At 57.4% G+C, this 18,758-nt stretch carries 11 protein-coding genes and 1 pseudogene; 9 read left to right on the top strand and 3 right to left on the bottom strand.

The window, feature by feature from the left end; genetic code table 11:
* Positions 1 to 102 precede the first annotated feature (102 nt).
* Positions 103 to 892 (bottom strand): annotated as a pseudogene (locus tag NCR37_RS22635) (alpha/beta fold hydrolase).
* 1,157 nt (positions 893 to 2,049) lie between these two features.
* Between NCR37_RS22635 and NCR37_RS28580 the strand changes: the two are divergent.
* From NCR37_RS28580 to NCR37_RS22620, 4 genes are all read left to right on the top strand, one after another.
* The gene (locus NCR37_RS28580; RefSeq protein WP_350029081.1) at positions 2,050 to 2,340 is read left to right on the top strand and encodes a transposase; all 291 of its coding nucleotides are present in this window, start codon (positions 2,050 to 2,052) and stop codon (positions 2,338 to 2,340) included.
* A 35-nt stretch (positions 2,341 to 2,375) separates the two neighbouring features.
* Positions 2,376 to 2,747: an IS3 family transposase gene (locus NCR37_RS28575; RefSeq protein WP_350029080.1), complete on the top strand. Its 372-nt coding sequence runs from the start codon at positions 2,376 to 2,378 to the stop codon at positions 2,745 to 2,747.
* A 93-nt stretch (positions 2,748 to 2,840) separates the two neighbouring features.
* Complete coding sequence (locus NCR37_RS22625; protein WP_250475048.1) at positions 2,841 to 4,718, top strand: ATP-binding response regulator; 1,878 nt, start codon at positions 2,841 to 2,843, stop codon at positions 4,716 to 4,718.
* A gap of 79 nt (positions 4,719 to 4,797) precedes the next feature.
* A complete protein-coding gene (locus NCR37_RS22620) occupies positions 4,798 to 5,544 on the top strand; it encodes a response regulator transcription factor (protein ID WP_250475047.1) in 747 nt (248 codons plus the stop codon).
* Positions 5,545 to 5,907: 363 nt separating this feature from the next.
* On the opposite strand, the gene NCR37_RS22615 is transcribed toward NCR37_RS22620, so the two are convergent.
* Positions 5,908 to 6,420, bottom strand: a complete 513-nt coding sequence (locus tag NCR37_RS22615; protein WP_250475046.1) for a hypothetical protein — start codon at positions 6,418 to 6,420, stop codon at positions 5,908 to 5,910.
* A 1,875-nt stretch (positions 6,421 to 8,295) separates the two neighbouring features.
* Here NCR37_RS22615 and NCR37_RS22610 point away from each other — a divergent pair.
* Genes NCR37_RS22610 through NCR37_RS22600 form a run of 3 tightly spaced genes read left to right on the top strand, consistent with a single transcriptional unit; the run spans position 8,296 to position 13,345 of the window.
* Positions 8,296 to 8,766, top strand: coding sequence for a lipoate--protein ligase family protein (locus tag NCR37_RS22610; protein ID WP_250475045.1), 471 nt, complete (start codon positions 8,296 to 8,298; stop codon positions 8,764 to 8,766).
* Positions 8,763 to 10,589, top strand: coding sequence for an alpha-amylase family glycosyl hydrolase (locus NCR37_RS22605; protein WP_250475044.1), 1,827 nt, complete (start codon positions 8,763 to 8,765; stop codon positions 10,587 to 10,589). Before NCR37_RS22610 ends, NCR37_RS22605 begins: the two co-directional genes overlap by 4 nt.
* A gap of 11 nt (positions 10,590 to 10,600) precedes the next feature.
* The gene (locus NCR37_RS22600; protein WP_250475043.1) at positions 10,601 to 13,345 is read left to right on the top strand and encodes an L-type lectin-domain containing protein; all 2,745 of its coding nucleotides are present in this window, start codon (positions 10,601 to 10,603) and stop codon (positions 13,343 to 13,345) included.
* Between the two features lie 240 nt (positions 13,346 to 13,585).
* Here NCR37_RS22600 and NCR37_RS22595 read toward each other — a convergent pair whose 3' ends face one another.
* Positions 13,586 to 15,343, bottom strand: a complete 1,758-nt coding sequence (locus NCR37_RS22595; protein WP_250475042.1) for a peroxidase family protein — start codon at positions 15,341 to 15,343, stop codon at positions 13,586 to 13,588.
* Positions 15,344 to 16,581: 1,238 nt separating this feature from the next.
* Between NCR37_RS22595 and NCR37_RS22590 the strand changes: the two genes are divergently transcribed.
* Both NCR37_RS22590 and NCR37_RS28570 read left to right on the top strand, forming a co-directional pair.
* Positions 16,582 to 17,097, top strand: a complete 516-nt coding sequence (locus NCR37_RS22590; RefSeq protein WP_250475041.1) for a hypothetical protein — start codon at positions 16,582 to 16,584, stop codon at positions 17,095 to 17,097.
* A gap of 713 nt (positions 17,098 to 17,810) precedes the next feature.
* Complete coding sequence (locus tag NCR37_RS28570; RefSeq protein ID WP_350029079.1) at positions 17,811 to 18,239, top strand: CGNR zinc finger domain-containing protein; 429 nt, start codon at positions 17,811 to 17,813, stop codon at positions 18,237 to 18,239.
* The last annotated feature ends 519 nt before the right edge of the window (positions 18,240 to 18,758 follow it).

The raw sequence follows: 18,758 nt of genomic DNA, 5'->3' as shown, positions 1-18,758 counted from the left end.
ACCGCTCGTCTCGAGCTAGGCAGTAGCCGCTATCTGGCACCCGGACTTCTAGAAGAGAGCTGACGGTGCACGAACCCTCGCCGGTCGGCCGTCCAACTGCACTCACGCGCGCGCGAAGGCGAGTAAATCTGCGTTAACCCGGTCCGCCAGGGTAGTGCACATGCCATGCGGTGCACCCTCGTAGACCTTGAGGACGGAGCCCTTCACGATCTTGGGACGAGAGCGCTGCGGAGTCATTAAAAGGAACGATCTGATCGTCGTCACCGTGCAAGAACAGCGTCGGTACATTGAACGTCCGGAGGTCGTCAGTGAAATCGACCTCTGAGAACGCCCTGACACAGTCGTATTGCCCCTTGATGCTACCAAGCGTTCCCTATCGCCAGAACTCGTCGATGATGCCTTGCTCACGGTGCGCGCGTGCCCGGTTATAGCCATAGAACGGAATCGCGAGGTCTTTGTAGAAATTGGCGCGATCGAGCGTCCCTAGTCTGATCTTGTCGAACTCTGCAATGGGCATTCCGCCCGGGTTTTTATCGCTTTTCAGCATGACCGGCGGGACCGCGCCGATTAGCGCAATCTTCGACACGCGACCGGTTCCATGCCTTCCGACGTAGTGGGACACCTCACCTCCGCCGGTCGAATGTCCGACGAGCATAGCTTGCTTGACATCGAGCGCATCAAGAAGACCTGCGAGGTCGTCGGCGTACGTGTCCATATCATTGCCGAGCCAGGGCTGCATCGAGCGTCCGTGGCCTCGTCGATCGTGGGCGATGACTCGGTACCCTTGCGACGCAAAGAAGAACATCTGCGGATCCCACGCGTCGGCGTCAAGTGGCCAGCCGTGAGAGAAGACGATTGGGGGACCTGCACCCCAATCTTTGAAGTAGATCATCGTGCCATCTTTTGACTTGTGAAAGCTCGCCGAGTTGTTCTCGTTGATAGTTCCGACGGGCTTCCGGACAACGGACGCGGGCCAAGCGCTCATCGAAGCTAGTGATAATGCGAGGGCGGAGCCCGAGCGCAGGAACGCCCGCCGTTTGGTCAAGGATTGGCCGGCTGTTGAGCAAGATGATCCCATGGCTGTACCGCCTGAATTGAAGAGGTGTACGAGAAGCGTGCGGAGATCATCTTCCCGGACGTTCCTCGCGTCTTTCGATTTTGCCCACGGCGATATCAAAACTGCACGCAATGCTCTGGCGGCACACTGGCGCGGAGCCAATCACGGCTTTGTCACCCGTCCGTCTGGATGAAGCGGTGAGAATCCTTAGCAAGATAGTGCAGTGCGCAGGATGGTAGGTGCGCTGCGTCGGCTTAGACGTGTCCGTGCGAGGTATATCGTGACTAGGACATCGTGCAGCCAAGTTCGTCGTGGATCTACCGGAACGCGCGGATAATCCATCTCCTCGACGTTCGGCAACGGGGTCACGGCCGAGCCTTGGTCGCCCCAGGGAGAATGCTCGGGCATCAGTTCAACGGCGCGCGAACCGCTTTTCGATTGACATAACGCCGTCGTGACGATCGTCGCATCACCATGGGTTTGATGTTTTCCGTCAAGAACATAGCGTCTGCCTTGTAGCGTTATCTACACGGTTATCCACGTAAGCTGTGGATAAGTATGCCCCATTGCGGACATGCGCGAGACGATGCCGCCCCGAGCTTTGTAGCGACCTCTCGGAATTGCGGAGACGGCCATCAACTGTCGTCAGACTTGAGGGCGCAAACGGCGGGATCCGATCGTGACTATGATGACCGGATCGAACACAGCGGAGGGCGTCATGAGTACGGCCCGGTTCAACGATACGAACCCGCCGACCCAGCTGAGCTGATGAGAAAGCTTTTCTCGATTATGAATGATTCGTGGCGGCCTGGGGAGGACATTCGTTCGTAATGCGTTCAGGCCGTGAATTTGGCAGTCGGCTCAAAAACTCACACGTCGCTTTTAAGCAGTTCGAAAGGTATTAATCGTCTCAAGCGTTATTGTTAAGTGGGCCGGCCCTCGCAAACACCGGACATGCGGTAACGCTTGCATTGCGAGGTGGTCTTCTGCCTATGTTTAAGCCTAGTCACAACGTGGAACCGCTAGAAGTTCTGACCCAGCCGGAGCAGCGCCGCCGGCGTTCTGTTGAAGAAAAGCCAGCGATAGTTCGCGAGACCTTCGAGCCCAGTGCGACCGTTTCTGGCGTCGCTTGCCGGCATCAAGTAGATGACAACCAGTTCTTCGGCTGGCGGAAGCTCTATCAGGGCGGTCAGTGCCGGCGAGCAGGTTGTGCCGGCATCGGACCTAGCCAAGCGATGAAGCAGATTCGTGAGCTTCAGCGATTGCTGGGAAGAAGACGATGAGGTAGAAATCCTCCGTGAAGCAGTGGAGTATGGTCGTGCAAAAAATTGACTGCGCGCTCAACATTGCTGCCGGGGGACGACCGTTGAAAACGGTCTGTGAAGTCCTTTGTGTGTCGCGCCCGAATCTCGCAGTCAAATCAAAGCGGTCGGCTGATTGGGTCGACCGGTGCAAGATGCCCGTCCTCGGCGACATGGCGCTTGTCGCCGAACTTCACGAGTTGTTAGGCGACGTGCCGACATATGGCTATCGACGTGCATGGGCGCTTCAGAGGCGAAGCCGCGATGCGCTGGCTCAACCGCGCGTCAATGCAAAGCGGGTGTATCGCGTGATGCGTCGCCACGGCCTGCCGTTGCGACCGGGCAAAGATGATGCAGTTTGCAAGAATCGGCGCATGACTAGTCCATGACGCCATGCTGCAGCCAGTGAACAAGAGCATCCTCTCTGATGACAGCGGTTTCTTGAGGCCGATGCTCGACGAACCTAACGGCCGAGGAAGGATATGAAAAAGGCAGCCTTTACCGTCCGCAGATTTCGCCATGCGCCGGCCGAACGTTCCTTTCTTGCCGACTATGCGCGTCGTTTTGCAATCCAGCGGCGTTGGGGCGCGGTCTTGGGCGTCATTGTGTTTCCGGCGTTTATGGGTCTCGATTGGTACTGGTGGATGGTGCATGCGCATGACCCTAGTATTTTCTTTCAAAACGTTGTTGTTCGTCTCATCGGGACAGTGGGTATTGCGGCCGCAACATTGAAGCTACTGTTTAGTCGACGTGCGTACGACGAGCGTAGCGCTGTCTGCTACCTCACTGTGGGCACCTTCAGTGGCTACCTAGTGCTGTTGCTATTGTTGGTTATCTCGCCCACCGAGAATTTTCGGGTTCACTTCGCGGGTCTTCTTCTCGCCCTTTTTGTATTTTTTACGCTGTTTAGACTGCGCGCCATCGTGGCAATATGGCAAGGCGGACTTATGGTCGCGGCATTCGTGGCAGTCGAACTGTACCTTTGTATCTCCAAGCGTATCGATAGCGAGACAGTGCGCTTTGATTGGATCGTCGGTAGTATTTTTCTGTGCTGTGAGTATCTGCTTGGCGTCGCCGTTTGTGTTCAGCTCGAGCTTGCTGCGCGCCGCGATTTCTTGTTCCGGCGTTCCCTCCGCGCCTCAAAGGCGCGCGTCGATGTGGCGTCTCACGCTCTCCGACAGCACAATCAGCGTATGCGGGAAATACTCGCAGAGAAAGAGCGTTTCTTCTCCGCCGCATACCACGATATTCAACAACCGCTTGCCGCGATTAACCTCTTCGTACGCAGCGCTAGAATAAAGTCTGATCGGGGCGAAGAAATCAAAAACGACCTCGATGTGATTCAGGAAACGGCACGAGACATCCAGGATATGTTCAAAGATATTCAGGACTATAGCGAACTGGGATCGTACATCCCGCATCTTGCGCCTATCGATTTATATGAAACAATCATGGAAGTCCGCGAGCAATACCGCGAACTTGCGAAGCAACGCGGACTCCAGTTTAGAGTCAGCGGACGCGGGCGCCGCCCGACGCCAATTCAGAGCGATCGTTCGTTGTTGAAACGGGCGTTGTCCAACCTCATCTCGAACGCGATCAAGAACACGGTCTCAGGTGGAGTCGGCATTGGCTGGATACAGGTTGGGGACCGCGTTCGCATCGACGTATGGGACACTGGCATCGGGATCGCACCGCAGCACTGGAACGCAATATTCAACGAGTATTTCCAGGTGGCGAATCCCGGTCGTGATCGCTCAAAGGGACTAGGGCTCGGCTTGTCCATCGTTCGCCGCGTCGTGAGCATATTGCCGCAGCACAGCATGCGCTTCAATTCTGTCGAAGGGCGGGGGTCTCGCTTCATGATATATGTCCCGGTTGCAGAGGTGCCACTTGAGGCGCCATCCGACGGGCAACGCGACGACCTAAGTTCGACCGTCTTGGAAGGAAGGTATGTGCTTCTCTGCGACGACGAGCCGACCGTCCTGGAAGGATTACGGAACTTGTTTGCAAGTGCTGGAGCACTCGTCGACACTGCCGACTCCATAAATGGCATTGACGCGATCCTAATCGAGAACGAGCGAGTCCCAGATGTCGCCGTACTCGACATTCGTCTCGGTGACGGATCGACTGGCCTCGAAGGCGCCGCGCGTATTAGGCGGCGATTTGCGTGGTCGGGCGTAATTCCCATCGCCTTCGTTACCGGTGAACTTTCTCCCCCTTGTGCTTTGGAAGGCTTCGCGGAACCGTTCGAGCTTCTACGCAAATCGTCCTCGCCGGAAATCATACTTCGTGCAGTCAGCCACCTTGCAACGACGCAGCCCAGAGAAGGTTCCGGTCATGTATGTGGCCCCATACCTTGAGAACGTCCGCATTTGCATGCTACGCATGTAGCACGCTTAAAATGGTGCATGTCTGTCGCGCCTTCTGGAGACTGCCGTTATGCGTGTACTCATTGTCGACGACCACGCACTCTTCCGGGCGGGGCTGGCGCTGCTGCTGAAGGAACTTTATCCACATATCGAATTGCTTCAAGCCAGCACGCTCATGGAAGGCGTGAGGGAAGCGCTGCGCGAGAAACTCAACATGGTTTTTCTCGATCTGGATCTGCCGGACGGGCATGGCATTGCTGCGCTCGCCGAACTCAAAGAGGCGCGACCCTCCCTGCCAGTAATCGTGACATCGGCGGATGAGCGTGTTGAAACTGTCGGCCGCTGCGTTAAGCTGTGCGCAATGGGCTACGTGCCCAAATCGGCCCCGCCTGAAGCACTTCACGCGGCGATTAGCGCGGTGCTTGCCGGGGGCGTGTTCCTGCCGGCGACAAGCATCGATCACTTCAGGCGCGAGACTACCATCGTGCCACAATCGCCCACTGACACGGTTCCTTCAACCGGAACAAAGATTAGCACCGCTGCGGACCTCAAGCTCGCACCCAGGGAGTTCGAATGCCTCACGTGGTTGACGAGAGGACTCCCAAGCAAGGCCATCGCTACACGGATGGGGCTAGAGGACATCACAGTGCGCAAGTATGTCAGCAACCTGCTCGCACACTTCAACGTCAGGCGGCGTACGGAACTTATCGTCGCGCTTGCGGAGAGCGGCATCAAGCTCGGCATGCCGCCGGTCACCGATCCGGCGCACGACGGGAATCCGTCGTCTGTAGGTCAAATGCGAACACAATCTGGCTGATGGTATGGTCTAGAAGCATTTTGAAGCCATCTTTTCAGGCGTCCGCCGACTTACGATCGCAGCCACGGTCAGCCTTTTCCGACCCCAGCGTAGGACACGAACGAAGGCTCAATAAGGCGGAAACACATTGTTCGCAGGACATTCCGCCTAAAAGGTATGCGTCACGGCGGTATCAAGCCAGCGTGAACTCGTAGTCGTCGGAAGTCGCAATGAGTAACCGATAATTTCGGTTGGATGGACACCGATTCTGGGGCTCGCAGACGATGCCCGAGACGCGGTTGGAGCGGGCGCTTAATCCGGGAAAGAAGTGCGGGCGCGACCATTCGCCCGACGGTGCGCCCGCGTCCTTCTTCAACTATCGTGTTACTTAAGGGGCTGGTCTCGTTTTAGAGAAACGACAAATACGGCGGTATCTACATGTTCCGTAATGCCGATTGCGGTTGACGAGGTGCCAACAAGCGTGCTGCCATCGACGTTCGCCTTGAAGTCCAATGTCCGATTGAACGGGCCGGGAAGTCGAATGTTGACAAGCCACGTCTTACTATCTTGACCGCTGCCCTCGGCAGGAGCGATTGCGATAGCAGCCATGTTAGTCGCGCGCATGCTAAACGGCTGTTGCTCCGTTGAGCCGTTTCCAGCATCGATGCTCACAAATCGATCGCTGAAGCTTACCTGAGCATCCGCACCGTCACTGGAAAGATGATCCCTCATAAAAGCCGGCGCCTCGCCCTTTTGTGCCGAAGAGGGCCGCGAAACGTAGAACATTGTTCCGACGGTGTAGCTTGCGATTCCATCGCCTTGATTTGAGACGACGGTGACTCGTGCAGTGCCGCCTTCTGCTGCAAGTTCACGAAAGACTTCTGCGATAGTTGCCATGATTTTCTCCTAGTGAGATGAGTGTCGACCGCGGTACAACCGGGACAGCTGTCAGTGCCGCCGGTCAAGGTCATTCTTCGTCCTCGGCCATGATGTCGATAGCCACATGCGTAGCGCTAAACGTATCCCGCAACGATACGCATGCAGAACTGGCCCCTTGCTCGGTGCGATGTTAGTCGGCTGGCCACGATGCTTGACGCTCTCTAGCGATGGGTCGACGCAGTCATTGGGCTGAGAACTTCCGGTAACCGGCCAGAAACGGGCATCTGTTAATACTCGCTTGCCAGTTGGATCGACCAGTCGCTCGCCGACCGTCGCACAGGCCGTCCGATACGGGCAGTCAAGCCGAATGTTCGCTGAGCAGGCGAAGAGCCATCCGTGATAGCCTGTGCAACGAGCATCCGATACGTGCGGTCTGAGCCGCGCAGACGGGGCATCAAACCACATACAGCGCAGTCGAAAGCTAGCGCCCACGCCGTTTCCGTCAGCGCAGCAAGCATGTGGGAGGTCTCGATCGAATCTGCACTCGGGGGGCAGGATGCAGATGTGAATGACCTAGTCGGGCGGATGAACGACGCGACGTTTCGCGAACTACCAGTAACGGTGGCAGACGCTGGGACGGTTCGCGAGCTTTCTATGTTTACCGATATCCGTTCGATCTATCGACGGCCGCCTGGCCGCCCTACGTAGACGAGATAACGCACGCAGGTGTGAGTTCCGGGCGAAAGGCGCTCGGAAACCATAGCTTTCGAGCGCGCAAAAATGAGCTTTTCGCTCAACTTTCTCCTGCCGGTTTTGGCAGGCGTGTCAATCCGCAGCGAATGCTATCGCAACGGAGCATTGGACTCAGTTTAACGGCGTCAACGAGCCTCTTTTCGCGCACTGGTTTGTTAACGGTTCACTCACTTCGAAGGGTCGGTGAATATGGGAGATGACCAGAACATAAGGTGAGCGTCCAAAAATTTAACGAGGTTAGTTTGAAATAGTCGTCTGCTGCATTGCCGAACCATCCGCCTTTCCTTCGGGAATCGCAGGCGTGGCCTTCGGCATTGATGCTTTGACGATGTCGTTATCTCCGAATACGCCCGGGTTCTGCTTACTCAGGCAAAACGGAAGTCGTTGTGTGGACTCGGCGGGGAACATAGGCAAGACACCGGTCCAAGTACCTGCCGGCGATCTCTCGGCTTAGCAGACGCCGTCGACAGAAGATCTCGAGAGTTACTCAGCATCCCGTTGGCTATGGATGCGAAATCTATTCTGTATGTTCTGTCCTTCAGTGCCGCCTTGATCGAAGCAACCTTTGGCGGTATCGATATCAGAAGGGCCGGACGTAGTTGCAGCAGTCGACGACATGTTAACAACCAAGCTATTAGCCATGGCGACTACGACATTGTATGTGGTGTCGACGGTCTTCGTCCTTCCGCTTGCGTCCGCCATTGCATTGTGTTTCGCCAACTATGGACCAGAACCGACAGGCTGTTAGATTCAGAAATCTTGATGTTCGTTACCCGCGATGTTGGAGAGTGATCAGTCGCCGTCGGCCGCCCACCCGACAGCTGTCAAAACTTCGACCGAAGGCTTTGTACGCGCGACAACCGGCGCTTTCTTCATCGGCGACGGTTGCGTTGACCGCTGTTGGAAGCTGCTGATCGTTGAGCCGGCGGGCGTTTGCGCCGTTCGAGCCTGCCTCATAATGAGCCGTCCGGCGTATTGACTTCGAGCCTAGAATTTCCTTTACTAAAGCAGTCGAATCATAAGGGTATGCGAACCGATTGATCTCATGAAAACCGGCTGCATTGATCCGACTCTCTTACTTCCCAGCAGCGAGCTTTGCCCGACCGAATGTGATGCACTTGATCTTGAGAGGGGCAGCCCATGACTATCCCGACCGGCACGATCGCCCTGGAAACTCTTCGACTTGGCTGGGACAGCATGCTCGCCGGCATGGTGTTGGGTATCTTCAACACTTGCTGGCGCATGCGCATAACGATGGCCGCGCTGTTCGGCATTTGCGACGGCGGTGCGGCGGTGTTGGGCCATACCCTACTTCAACGCACGTTCGACCTTCCCGACATGGTGACGCCGATCCTCTTTGTCGCCCTGGTCGGGCTCGCTTTCCGCGGTCGACGCGGATGGCTATGGCTCTCACCCCTTCTGTTTTCCATTGACAATTTCTTCTCCATAGCACCGCCTGCACACGCCCCAATGCTCGTTTGCTCAAGCGCGCTTCTGGCCTGGTCGGGGCTATGCGTCGGCCGACTGCTCCGGCAGATCGGCACCGCGGCCTTTATAGGCTCGTCGCATGCGGACGATGGAGGTGCTTCGCGAGGGACGGAGCACGCATGATGCAACCTCGCATCCTGCTGCAAGCGTTCTACAAGCGAGGAAAGTTCATCGCAGTTCCTTCCCCGTCGGACCCGAACGATCCGCACAACTCGCCCTGGTGGTGGGATCACATCGCCGAAAATGCGGCCGAACTCGCGCGCGCGGGCGTCACCGCGGTCTGGCTTCCTCCCGTCACAAAAGCCGAGCAAGGCAGCCGCGAGGCGGCGCTCGGCTATAGCGTGTTCGATGACTACGACATCGGGTCCAAACATCAGATGGGCACGGTTCACACCCGCTATGGCACACGCGAACAATTGACGCGTCTCGCGGCCGTTCTACGCGCGAACGGCCTCGATATCGTGCTGGATCTGCAATTGAACCACCGCAAGGGCGGCACGGGCGTGGACGGCACGACATTCGAATATCGCGACGCGCTCGGTGCGAATACGGGCGGACGCTTTGCAAAGAACCGGACTTGCTTTCATTCGCGCTATCCAGCGAATCCGATCCCTGCGGATTTCCATCCGGAGATTGCGCAGGACCCTGCGGTTCCGGACGGAATCGGCGAGCTGCAAATCGGCTCCAAAGTATTCTTCGGGCCGGATCTGGCTCATGTTACCGCGCGACCGGAAGGCTACGTATCGACGGGGCTCATTGCAGCTGTTGACTGGTTGACTCGCGCGCTTGATGCGCAAGGCTACCGGCTCGATCATGTTCAAGGCGTCTCGGCTGTATTCCTGCGGGCATTGCTCGACAACCCGAACGCCGCAGGGAAGTTCGCGGTAGGCGAGTACTGGGACGGAGACGTTGGAAAGATCAACAACTGGATCGTCTCGGAGCACTGGATGGGCAATCGTTGCAGCGCCTTCGACTTCCCGCTTTACTTCACGCTTCTCGCCATGTCTCACGATCCTAACTTCGACATGGCCTCGCTTGATCACGCAGGACTCGCAGGCGCCAATCCGTTCCACGCTGTCACTTTCGTTGAGAATCACGATACCGAGTCGCGTCGCGATCTTGTTCCCCGCAACATCCAGCCCGACGAAAAGCCGCTCGCTTATGCGTTTATCCTCACGTCCGAAGGCTTGCCGTGTGTTTTCTTCAAGGACTTCAGCACTGCCCCCGGTTGCCTCGGCGGCCTGCTACGACCGATTCTCTTGAACCTGATGTGGATCCATCAGAACATCGCGGAAGGGCCGACCGAGCCAAGATGGAAGGAACGCGATGTCTTCGTGTTCGAACGAACTGGCGGAAACCGCCTGCTGGTCGGACTCAACCGCAATAAGGTGAGCGCGCGCGGCGTGGGCGGTGTCGCCACAGGCTTCCCACCAAATCAGCCATTGCACGATTACACGGGTCACGCGCCCGATCTCGTGACCGATGCACAAGGCCATGTGCGACTCACGATCCCGGCCAACGACCGCGGATTGGGCTATGTCTGCTATTCGATACCCGGCCTAGGACAACGGGACAGCCCGCAGGGGCAAGATGTTCAGCAGGTCTTCGAGGGTTCGTCCGATCTCGACATCCCGTGCGCACAAGCTGGAAAGGCGATTGATGTTGCGCGTATCTTCTGCGAGACGGGCACTGCCGTGAAGGCGTCACTTTTGTTCGATTCGCACGAGTGGGCACCAGGCACGGTCATGACGCTGACGTTGACCGATCCTGATGGCATGAAGGTCACCGAAAGAACCTATTCCCGCACCGATGCTGGCGCAACAATGGACACGACCACCCGAACAAGGGGATTTCATAACTGGAGCATTCGGGCAGATGCTCCACGTCCTGACTTCATGGCGTCGTTCAAGCTGACGACACGCTACCGCGCACCGACGACACTCTAAGGCTTTCCGCGATGAACGTTCTGACACAACGCAACGACCCGGGCCGCACCGGTGTGAATCCTGCCGAAACGCGGTTGAATCCGGGCAACGTAAATCTGAACTCATTCGGCCTTCTTCGCAGAGTGCCCCTAGGTCACGGCGCAGTCTACGCGCAGCCGCTTTATGTCAGCCGGTTGCGATTTCCCGATGGCCATGATCACGAAACGGCCTTCGTCGCGACCATGGGAAACGTATTGACCGCCATCGACGTCGACACGGGCGCCACGCTTGCCGAGGCGCGCTTTCCGGAACATCCCGCTGTCGACTCGCATCGCTGGTTCGACATCGGTCAGCCGCCGTATCAGGACATTGTCGGGTCGGACCGCGAAGAGCATCCCACCATCGGCATATTGAGCACGCCAGTGATCGATCTGGCGCGTCATGAGATCTATCTCGTTTTGTGTACTGTCGATGAGAAAATGGCCGAGAACCACAGTCTTTCCGACGACGAACGCGCAGGTGCGTTCCGGTTCATTCTCTATTCGCTCGATCTGACGACCCTGCAGAAGAAGCGCAACGTCGTGATCGGCGGATCAGTCGCCGGAACAGGCTACCTCTCGTCAAAACGCGCTCGGTCCGACGAAAGAATAAAAGTATCTCGCCACAACGGCGACCTAAAAGTGACGACCAAGCTGCGCATTCAGAATCCCAAGCCGGAAATCGACACACTTTCTCTGACGGATGCCACCGGCACTGACTCCCCGAATCCACGCGTGCACTTCATTGCTATGACGCTGCTGCAACGTCCGGCCCTGTTGCTCGTGGACGGAGTACTGTGGATCGCCTTTGGATCGCGCGGCGATATCAATCCGTGGCACGGATGGGTCTTCGCTTACCGGTCCGACAATCTCGCGCAGATCGACCTGCTTTGCACGACGCCCAACGGCGCGCAGGGCGGCATCTGGCAGGCGGGACAGGGCTTGCTCAGCGATAGCGACGGCAACGTGTACGCCGGGACGGGAAATGGAGATTCGAAACCGGTTACAGATCGCCCGGGCACGGCGAACATGGGCGAGAGCTTCGTCAAAATGCGCCTGACAAATGACCGCATCGAAGTCCTTGGCTGGTACAACGCTTTCGACGACCTCGACTACATGCCAGGCGCGAATGACGGCGACGAACAGGACGCGGAGGAGATCAAAGCAAAGGACGACGACCTCGGCGCATCGGCGCCCGCGTTGCTTCCCGACAACCGGATCGTCGGCGGCGGCAAGGACGGCTATTTCTACCTGATCGATACCTCGCAACTTATCCACGACGCGGCGGCCCGGCAAATCGCGCCCAAAGCCGACAATGTAGTGCTTCAGTATTTCCTCGCGTCCTACAATCCGCACCGCGGTACGCGTGCGGTCGCACCGAACGTCACGCCCGTTCAGAATCCGATGAATGCCACTCACCACATTCACGGCGCGCCGGTCGTGTGGCAAGGGGACGCTGAGAACACGCTCGTGTATGTCTGGGGAGAGAACGACGTGGCGCGCGCCTACCGCTACGCATTGCGTCTCGCAGGGCAGCCGCTCGCCGGAGGCTTCGTCGATCAGGGCGCCATCGCGGTCGCGCCCATCGTCACCGCCGACTGGCGCGACGTACTTCCCAAACATGGCATGGAAGCGGCCCGGAGCATGACGGTAGCGTCGAACGAGTGCCCTGGCCGTGACGGCATGCCGGGCGGGTTTTTGTCGCTTTCGTGGGACGGCCAGCATCGTTCAAGTGCCATTCTATGGGCGCTTTTTCCGCCGTTCAAGAATGCTAACCATTATCGTGTCGACGGAGAACTCATTGCGTTCGACGCCTCGAACTTCGATCCGCAAAAGAATTTCTCCCGCATGAATTCGCTTTGGCGCAGCAGTCAGGATCCGGAAGGCGGCTTTAGCTTGCCCAAGTTCTGCTGCCCGACGATCGCCAACGGCAAAGTACTCGTTCCGGACGGTGACGGCACATCGCTGCTCATCTACGGACTCAGGGGGACAGGAGGCGGTTACGACCTTTCGTCCGAAGCGGGCACGGCGGGCTTTGGCGCAAACGAAGGGCTGACCTTCAACGGCACAGCGCGCGTTAGCCTACAGCGAAAAATCCTGTTGACGGACAACGCCGTGGTGACCAATCCAAAACACGACAACGACAGCGTCGGGCGGGCCTTCGTGCCCACGTTTCAAAGTGGCAGTGTGTTCAGCACAAGTCCGGTCGATGTCGTCGATTTCTCGACACGGTTTACGATCTCGATGCGAGGGATAGACATCCTGAACATGGCTGACGGACTTACTTTCACCGTGCAGTCTGCGGGACCACATGCCTTGGGAAGCTCGGGCAGCGGGCTCGGATACGCCGAGGACCCGTTCGATACTACGAATACGACCGCAAGCATCGCACCGAGTATCGCCGTAGCCTTCAATGTCGTCGACAACAGCATGAGCATCTGGCGTGACGGAGTTAAGAACAACTTGTGGACCCACAACCTCGGCGACAACGGAATTGCGCTCAACAGCGGCCATGCACTGCGCGTCAATGTTCAATTTATCCACGCAGCCAAGAAGCTCACACTCACAGTGGAAGACCAGGACCCGCCGCACGCGACGACGGGGCCGCTAACAATCGACGACATCGATCTTGTTTCGTTTCTGAAACTCGGGAACCCGCCGCGGGCGCACGTTGGTTTTACAGGTGGCACCGGAGGAAAGAGCGCGGCGCAGATCGTTTTGAGTTGGAGCGTGCCTTGACGGTGGAAGAGCGTAGAGCGGGTGCAGCGTCCGGTTTTCAAGGAATTAACATAGGATGGCTTCGCGACTACAGCAATCGATATTGGGCCCAGGCACTGCCGAGAAGCCGTCTGCGCCTATCAATATTGGGACGCTCCACGTTTTGCGCGACGACTCCGAGTCCACGCAGGCCTCCGATAACCGCAAAGAGAGGGCGCATGCCCCGGCGCGCCTCACGCCGCCCCGGCTAGAGCGCCTGCGTCATAGAGAAGCCGCGGTGCCGTCGGCAGAGTCTTCGGCTCTGAAGGACATTGCGCCATCTGTCGTCCAGTGAATCAGGCGATACATATCGGTAATAGGTACGGCCGGTTTGAAGCCGCTGCGCGCCGCTTCCGCCGCGGGCGTCCAGTTGACATCCTGATACAAGTACGAACTGTGGTCATTAAGCGCAATACCGACAATGACCTCGGCAACGATCCGCCCTCCCACCTCGCCGAGGCTGTGGCCGCCCAACGAATCGCGGACAGCGTCGGCCGCGTGTTCGTCCTTTTGCGTCTCCGCTTCCTTGAGAATGTAGTACCAGAGCGGCGCCCGAAACGCGAACGGATTTTTATCCGGGTCCGACAAGTCAGGGTCATCGACTCCTTGCCAAAGCTCTTCCTCTGTCATCGCCGTCAATCCGAGCGCTCGTGCCACGCTTTGTCCAGACGGCAACTCGAATTCATTACCGCGCAGCAAATTCCGGTATGCGAGCACCGGAATCCGATCGGGAGCGTTCCCGCTTTTTGCGACTGAAGGCGGAAGCAACGCTAGCGGATCGACCAGCTTGGTGTCAATGCGATAACCCGGCTGGGTGAAGTGACCCGTGTCTTGTCCGACGACCTGCAGTCTGTCGTCATCCTTGCCATGCATCGTGGGAAGCGCATCCTTGGCAAAGAACATGTTCCAGTCAATTTCCCAGTCGTCGGGCAAAGGTCCGAAGCCATGCAGGTCACGGAAGGATTCCGCGATGTTCTCCATCGGCTCTGCCTCGCTCGTGTCCGCACTGATTTTGTCGTTCTTGTCCAGCCTGAAAAATAGTGGAATTCGGTGAAACTTCCCCGTGGAAAAAGGCATCTTCTTGTCGCCGCCTACGGTGGGGTCTCCTGGTCGCAGCGCATAACTGGGTCGGACCATCGAATGCCCGAAACGGAATGCCGCGACCGAGAATTCCACGGGCATGTAAGCTTGGCCGCGCTTGGGAAGGTAAAACTTCAAATGAGGGTTCGGCCGGGCGTCGCCATCGCCCTGAAACACGGCGCGCCAAGTTTTTTCTCCGACGACCCGTTTGAGGTAGTCGTTGAGGACGATGTACTGATAGTGCCAGCGAACGATCCGTTGCGCTTCCAGAAAGCAGGCGTGTGGATCGTCCCGGAATCGCGGCCGTACGAGCTGCAGTTCGTCGATCACCTTGTTGTGGAAGTTCAGAAACACTGCCTGTAACTGACAGATGATTGCGTTCTCGTCGTTGCGGGGATCGCCGATCAGCGCCCGACCATCCACGTTACGTTGAAGTTCGCCAGGCCGATTCCGTCGGTCGGAAGTAACTCCCAGCCTGAACCGAATGCCACCGCCCCTATCCTGTGCGTCTTGATAAAGGTACGGTTGATCGTCCGGTCCCCGTCCGTATAGCGAATCGAGATCGAAGCGTGGCGTGCGGAAATCTTCGAGCGCATCAGGATCGTTGAGCTTCTGCAGCGAGCTGTTCGGGTCGAAGGTGAGGTCATGGTCGATGAACTGGCCAAAGTAGGTGTAGCCCGCAGGAATGACAGGGTTTTCATCATCAGGCTCGGACTCGCCAAACACGGTGTCGAAGAGCTTTGCGGTATTGGGCGACGGCCGCGGGAACGGCGAGATGACGTTCGGACCTTCCGCCGGTCCTTTGAAATCGTCGGGCAAGCTCACATCATCGGGAAGCTTCCCGTCGTCTTCCACAATCACGACGGTTTCCCGCTGAATCATGATCTTGGCGAGGCGCACTAGGTCTTCCTTCTTGTACGTCTCACGTGGTAGCCACCGGAACATCCGGCCAAATCTTCCTTCGTTCACGCTGGAACGACTAACGTAATCCATGCCTCTCACACTACCGTGAATCCCGGCCATATTTCCTCCGAATATGCAAAAGGACGCTTTCCCTCGCTCGCAAAGTCCAGCGCACCAGTCGACAGTCCTGACTCCAAACGCGACCACACCTTCAGGGTCCTGTTCAGCTCGCTTGCCGGCATGCGAGCCCTTCAGGCGTTATACGTAACGACCGGTTCAGTCTTTTCTTCAGTTTTGGACTTCGAATGGCTCCTGCGGCTCGATGGCGATTCACTAGGGAAATGAAAGTCGATAAAAGAGTGCAAGTAAACCGTGGGGAGAATGCGCAATGTGAGGAAACGCACACAGCTCCCCCAAGAAACCATCGTTGCGTTCAGCATGTCGGGCGCCTAGGCGAGTTGGACGCGTGCATGTCAGTCGTTAGTAGCCCAGAATAGCGTGATCGTTCGGAAGTCATCCGGCGGGTAACTTTCGTCCATGAGCGCAAGCGCTGGTTCACCGAGCCACTCTGCACCCCATATATTCTGGTCTTCACGAAATAATGCAGTTCGAGCGACACCAGGTACTCGCCATTACGTCTGCTTGCCAACCCGTGCCGGCGCGAGAATCTTGCGTGCATACGCGAGCTGCTGCACGTTGTGCCTACCATTATCGGCTGCGGTGCCGACGACACACTTACAACCGCAGTGCCGTCAACCGTCATTTGCCGGCGTTGCGGTTCGCCCATGATCATCATCGACATACTCCAGCACATCAGGCTTATGGGGGCACCGCCCGTCGGGCAAGTTCCTTTCCTGGGGCTTGGAGGACGCCTGCCCGCTGGCCTTTGCGTCGACGTAGCAGGGCAGGCATCGTTCAACCCTAAGCATCAACGGACGGTCGTCCGCGTCCTAACCACGTCACTCGAACGCTTTCACCACTCCGCAACCAGTCTATGCGCGTGGGAGTCTTTGAGCCAATATCGCCGTGAAGGCCCAGCTTTCTCGGCGCGCACATTTGGGGAAGCCGGCGACCACATATCGCTGCCATCTCGTCCATCCTAGGGTGGCCTTCAGCGACCGTTGGACGTGCCGAAACGCACAGACAATCATTAGCATGACCTTCAATAGTTCAGAGGGCTTAGCTCGCTGGGGCGTGTGCCCGGCGCGCGTGCCATTGGTCGCAAGGGGACAGGTATGCAAGGAATTTTCGATATCGCAAGTTCTGTATCGACCCCCCTCGCACTGGGTGGCTTTCTGTCGGCTGTCGTATTTTTTATTTTTCGCCAGATCATCGCAAAAGACATTTTCCCGGAGCTAACAGATGTCCTTGGAGCCGACATCATAAAGCGAATAATCGATAGACTTTTCATCCTGGCGCTCGTAACTACTATCCTTGGAATCGGCGCGTATGTGTATGTAGTTACCTCTACGAAGGACGGCGCTCCAAAGACTATTCATAATTCTTTCGTAGCCGGGAATGGAGACGTATTTGTAAAGGCGGGAGAAAAGTCATGGAATGAGATTACGCCTCCACGAACCGACCCGTCTTTTACCTTTGAGGAAGAAGACCGCAACGAGCGCGAATTGGCTTTGTATGACAAGAGCAGAGACATGCATGTCCGTCTACCCATTCCGTCTGGTGTTGCTACCTGGCGTACCGGACAGTCCGGACCTTGGGTATCTTGGTACACAGTCACATATCATAAATAAGTTTTTACTTAGAGGAGCCGAGTTAGTCACGCCTCCACTCCTATCCGGCCGGTCCCGGACACATAACGATCGTTGACGGTACCGGCAATTTCAGTAGTGGCGAGCTAGTATTAAGTACAAGGACACGCAGTTATCTTGCAGAAATCAAGGAGGCCAACCACGGTTTCAATCTCTCAAGATAACAATGTCTACTTTTTTACGCGAATATCGCGAAGATCAATCATCCTTTAAGGAGAGCATTCGTGAATATCGAAACAAATCATTTGTCGGCGTCCACACCGACACCGACACCGACTCCGAGTCCGAGTCCGACTCCGAGCCCGAGCCCGAGTCCGAGTCCTACGCCGACACCAACACCAACGCCCAATCCGGGGGGTGGCGGTGGCGGCGGTGGTGGCGGTGGTGGTGTACAGTGATAAGACAACGAATGATTAGCTGGCGGAGGCGTCGGTACTGCGAACACAACGCACGCCGTGGCTAGCTTTCTACTTCGATTCGACGACTACTCAACGGCCATGCACACTCCGAGCTGGCCGTTATCATTCAGCACACGGGTGCCGAGCCCGCTAAGCCAGTCGGCGAAGCGGTGCAGTCAGGCACGACCGTTAAGCGCAACCCGCCTAGCTGACGTTCGAGCGACCGCACCTTGAGCACGCGCCGGCGGCCGGCCTTGGAAAGCAGCCAGGCGCCGCGGCCGTGAGCGCGGCGCGCTAATGCCCGCCGTCGCGCCAATCATTGTGACGACTTCTTTGATTTCCTTGCACGCTCGCAGAAGGTCGCCAAAGAGGCGCAAGCTCGCGGTGACATCGACGACGACAGTTTTTGTCTGCGCACAGGGCCACCCGCGGCGAAAAGCGCAGCAGCTTCTAGCGAAAGCCATCGCGGACCACGGCAGCACCACGCCGCACTGGAGGGTGCGTCCTGAGAAGGCCGGCATCAATCTTATAAGGGACCGACTCGCTGTAGCTGCGAGCGAACTGCTCATGCAGCCGACCCTCTGGAACGTTCGCGAATGTGGCGCTTGCTCTTGGCTATTCCTCGACCTATCACGGAGCAAATCTCGCCGTTGGTGTTCGATGGCAACCTGCGGAAACCGCGTCAAAGCCCGACGCCACTATGAGGCGGGCAAGGCAAGCGACTGACATCCTGAAGCGCGGATGACCGAAGATGGTAGCTTGGCGTTTCGTTAATGCCAGGAAACGGCCGTCCGATTGGCGAAGATGAATGTTGCTTCATCGGCCATAGCCGACCCTTCGCCGTTCATCCGCCGTGCAGTTGCTGTTCGCCGCTTTCTTGTCATTAGCGATGCGGCGCACAGAACGGCCGGTTTCCCCTTGGCGAACGGGGTCTTGACGACCACGAGCGGGCTAGCACGCCGCCTCGGTGAATTGTTGATCCGCATTGGACACAGAACACTCGCGACCAATAGTCCCAAACCATAAGTGCCAGCGAACGAACAATACCAGCTTCTGCTAACAATAGCCGCTACGTTCGAAGCGAATCGTATCCGGAGGCAGAGATGACGCCCCTCCACGGTGATCATGGTGGCCGCTGGGCCAGACAGTTCGCCAGAGAGCATCAGCTTGCGGTGCTAACGGCCGCAAAAGCCGAAGTCGGCTCCAAGGACGAGAACTCGACATGGCGGTTTCGGTCTGACACCT

The organism is Caballeronia sp. GAFFF1 (assembly GCF_023630705.1).
Classification (GTDB): domain Bacteria; phylum Pseudomonadota; class Gammaproteobacteria; order Burkholderiales; family Burkholderiaceae; genus Caballeronia.
This window is presented reverse-complemented; position numbering and strand designations above follow the sequence as displayed.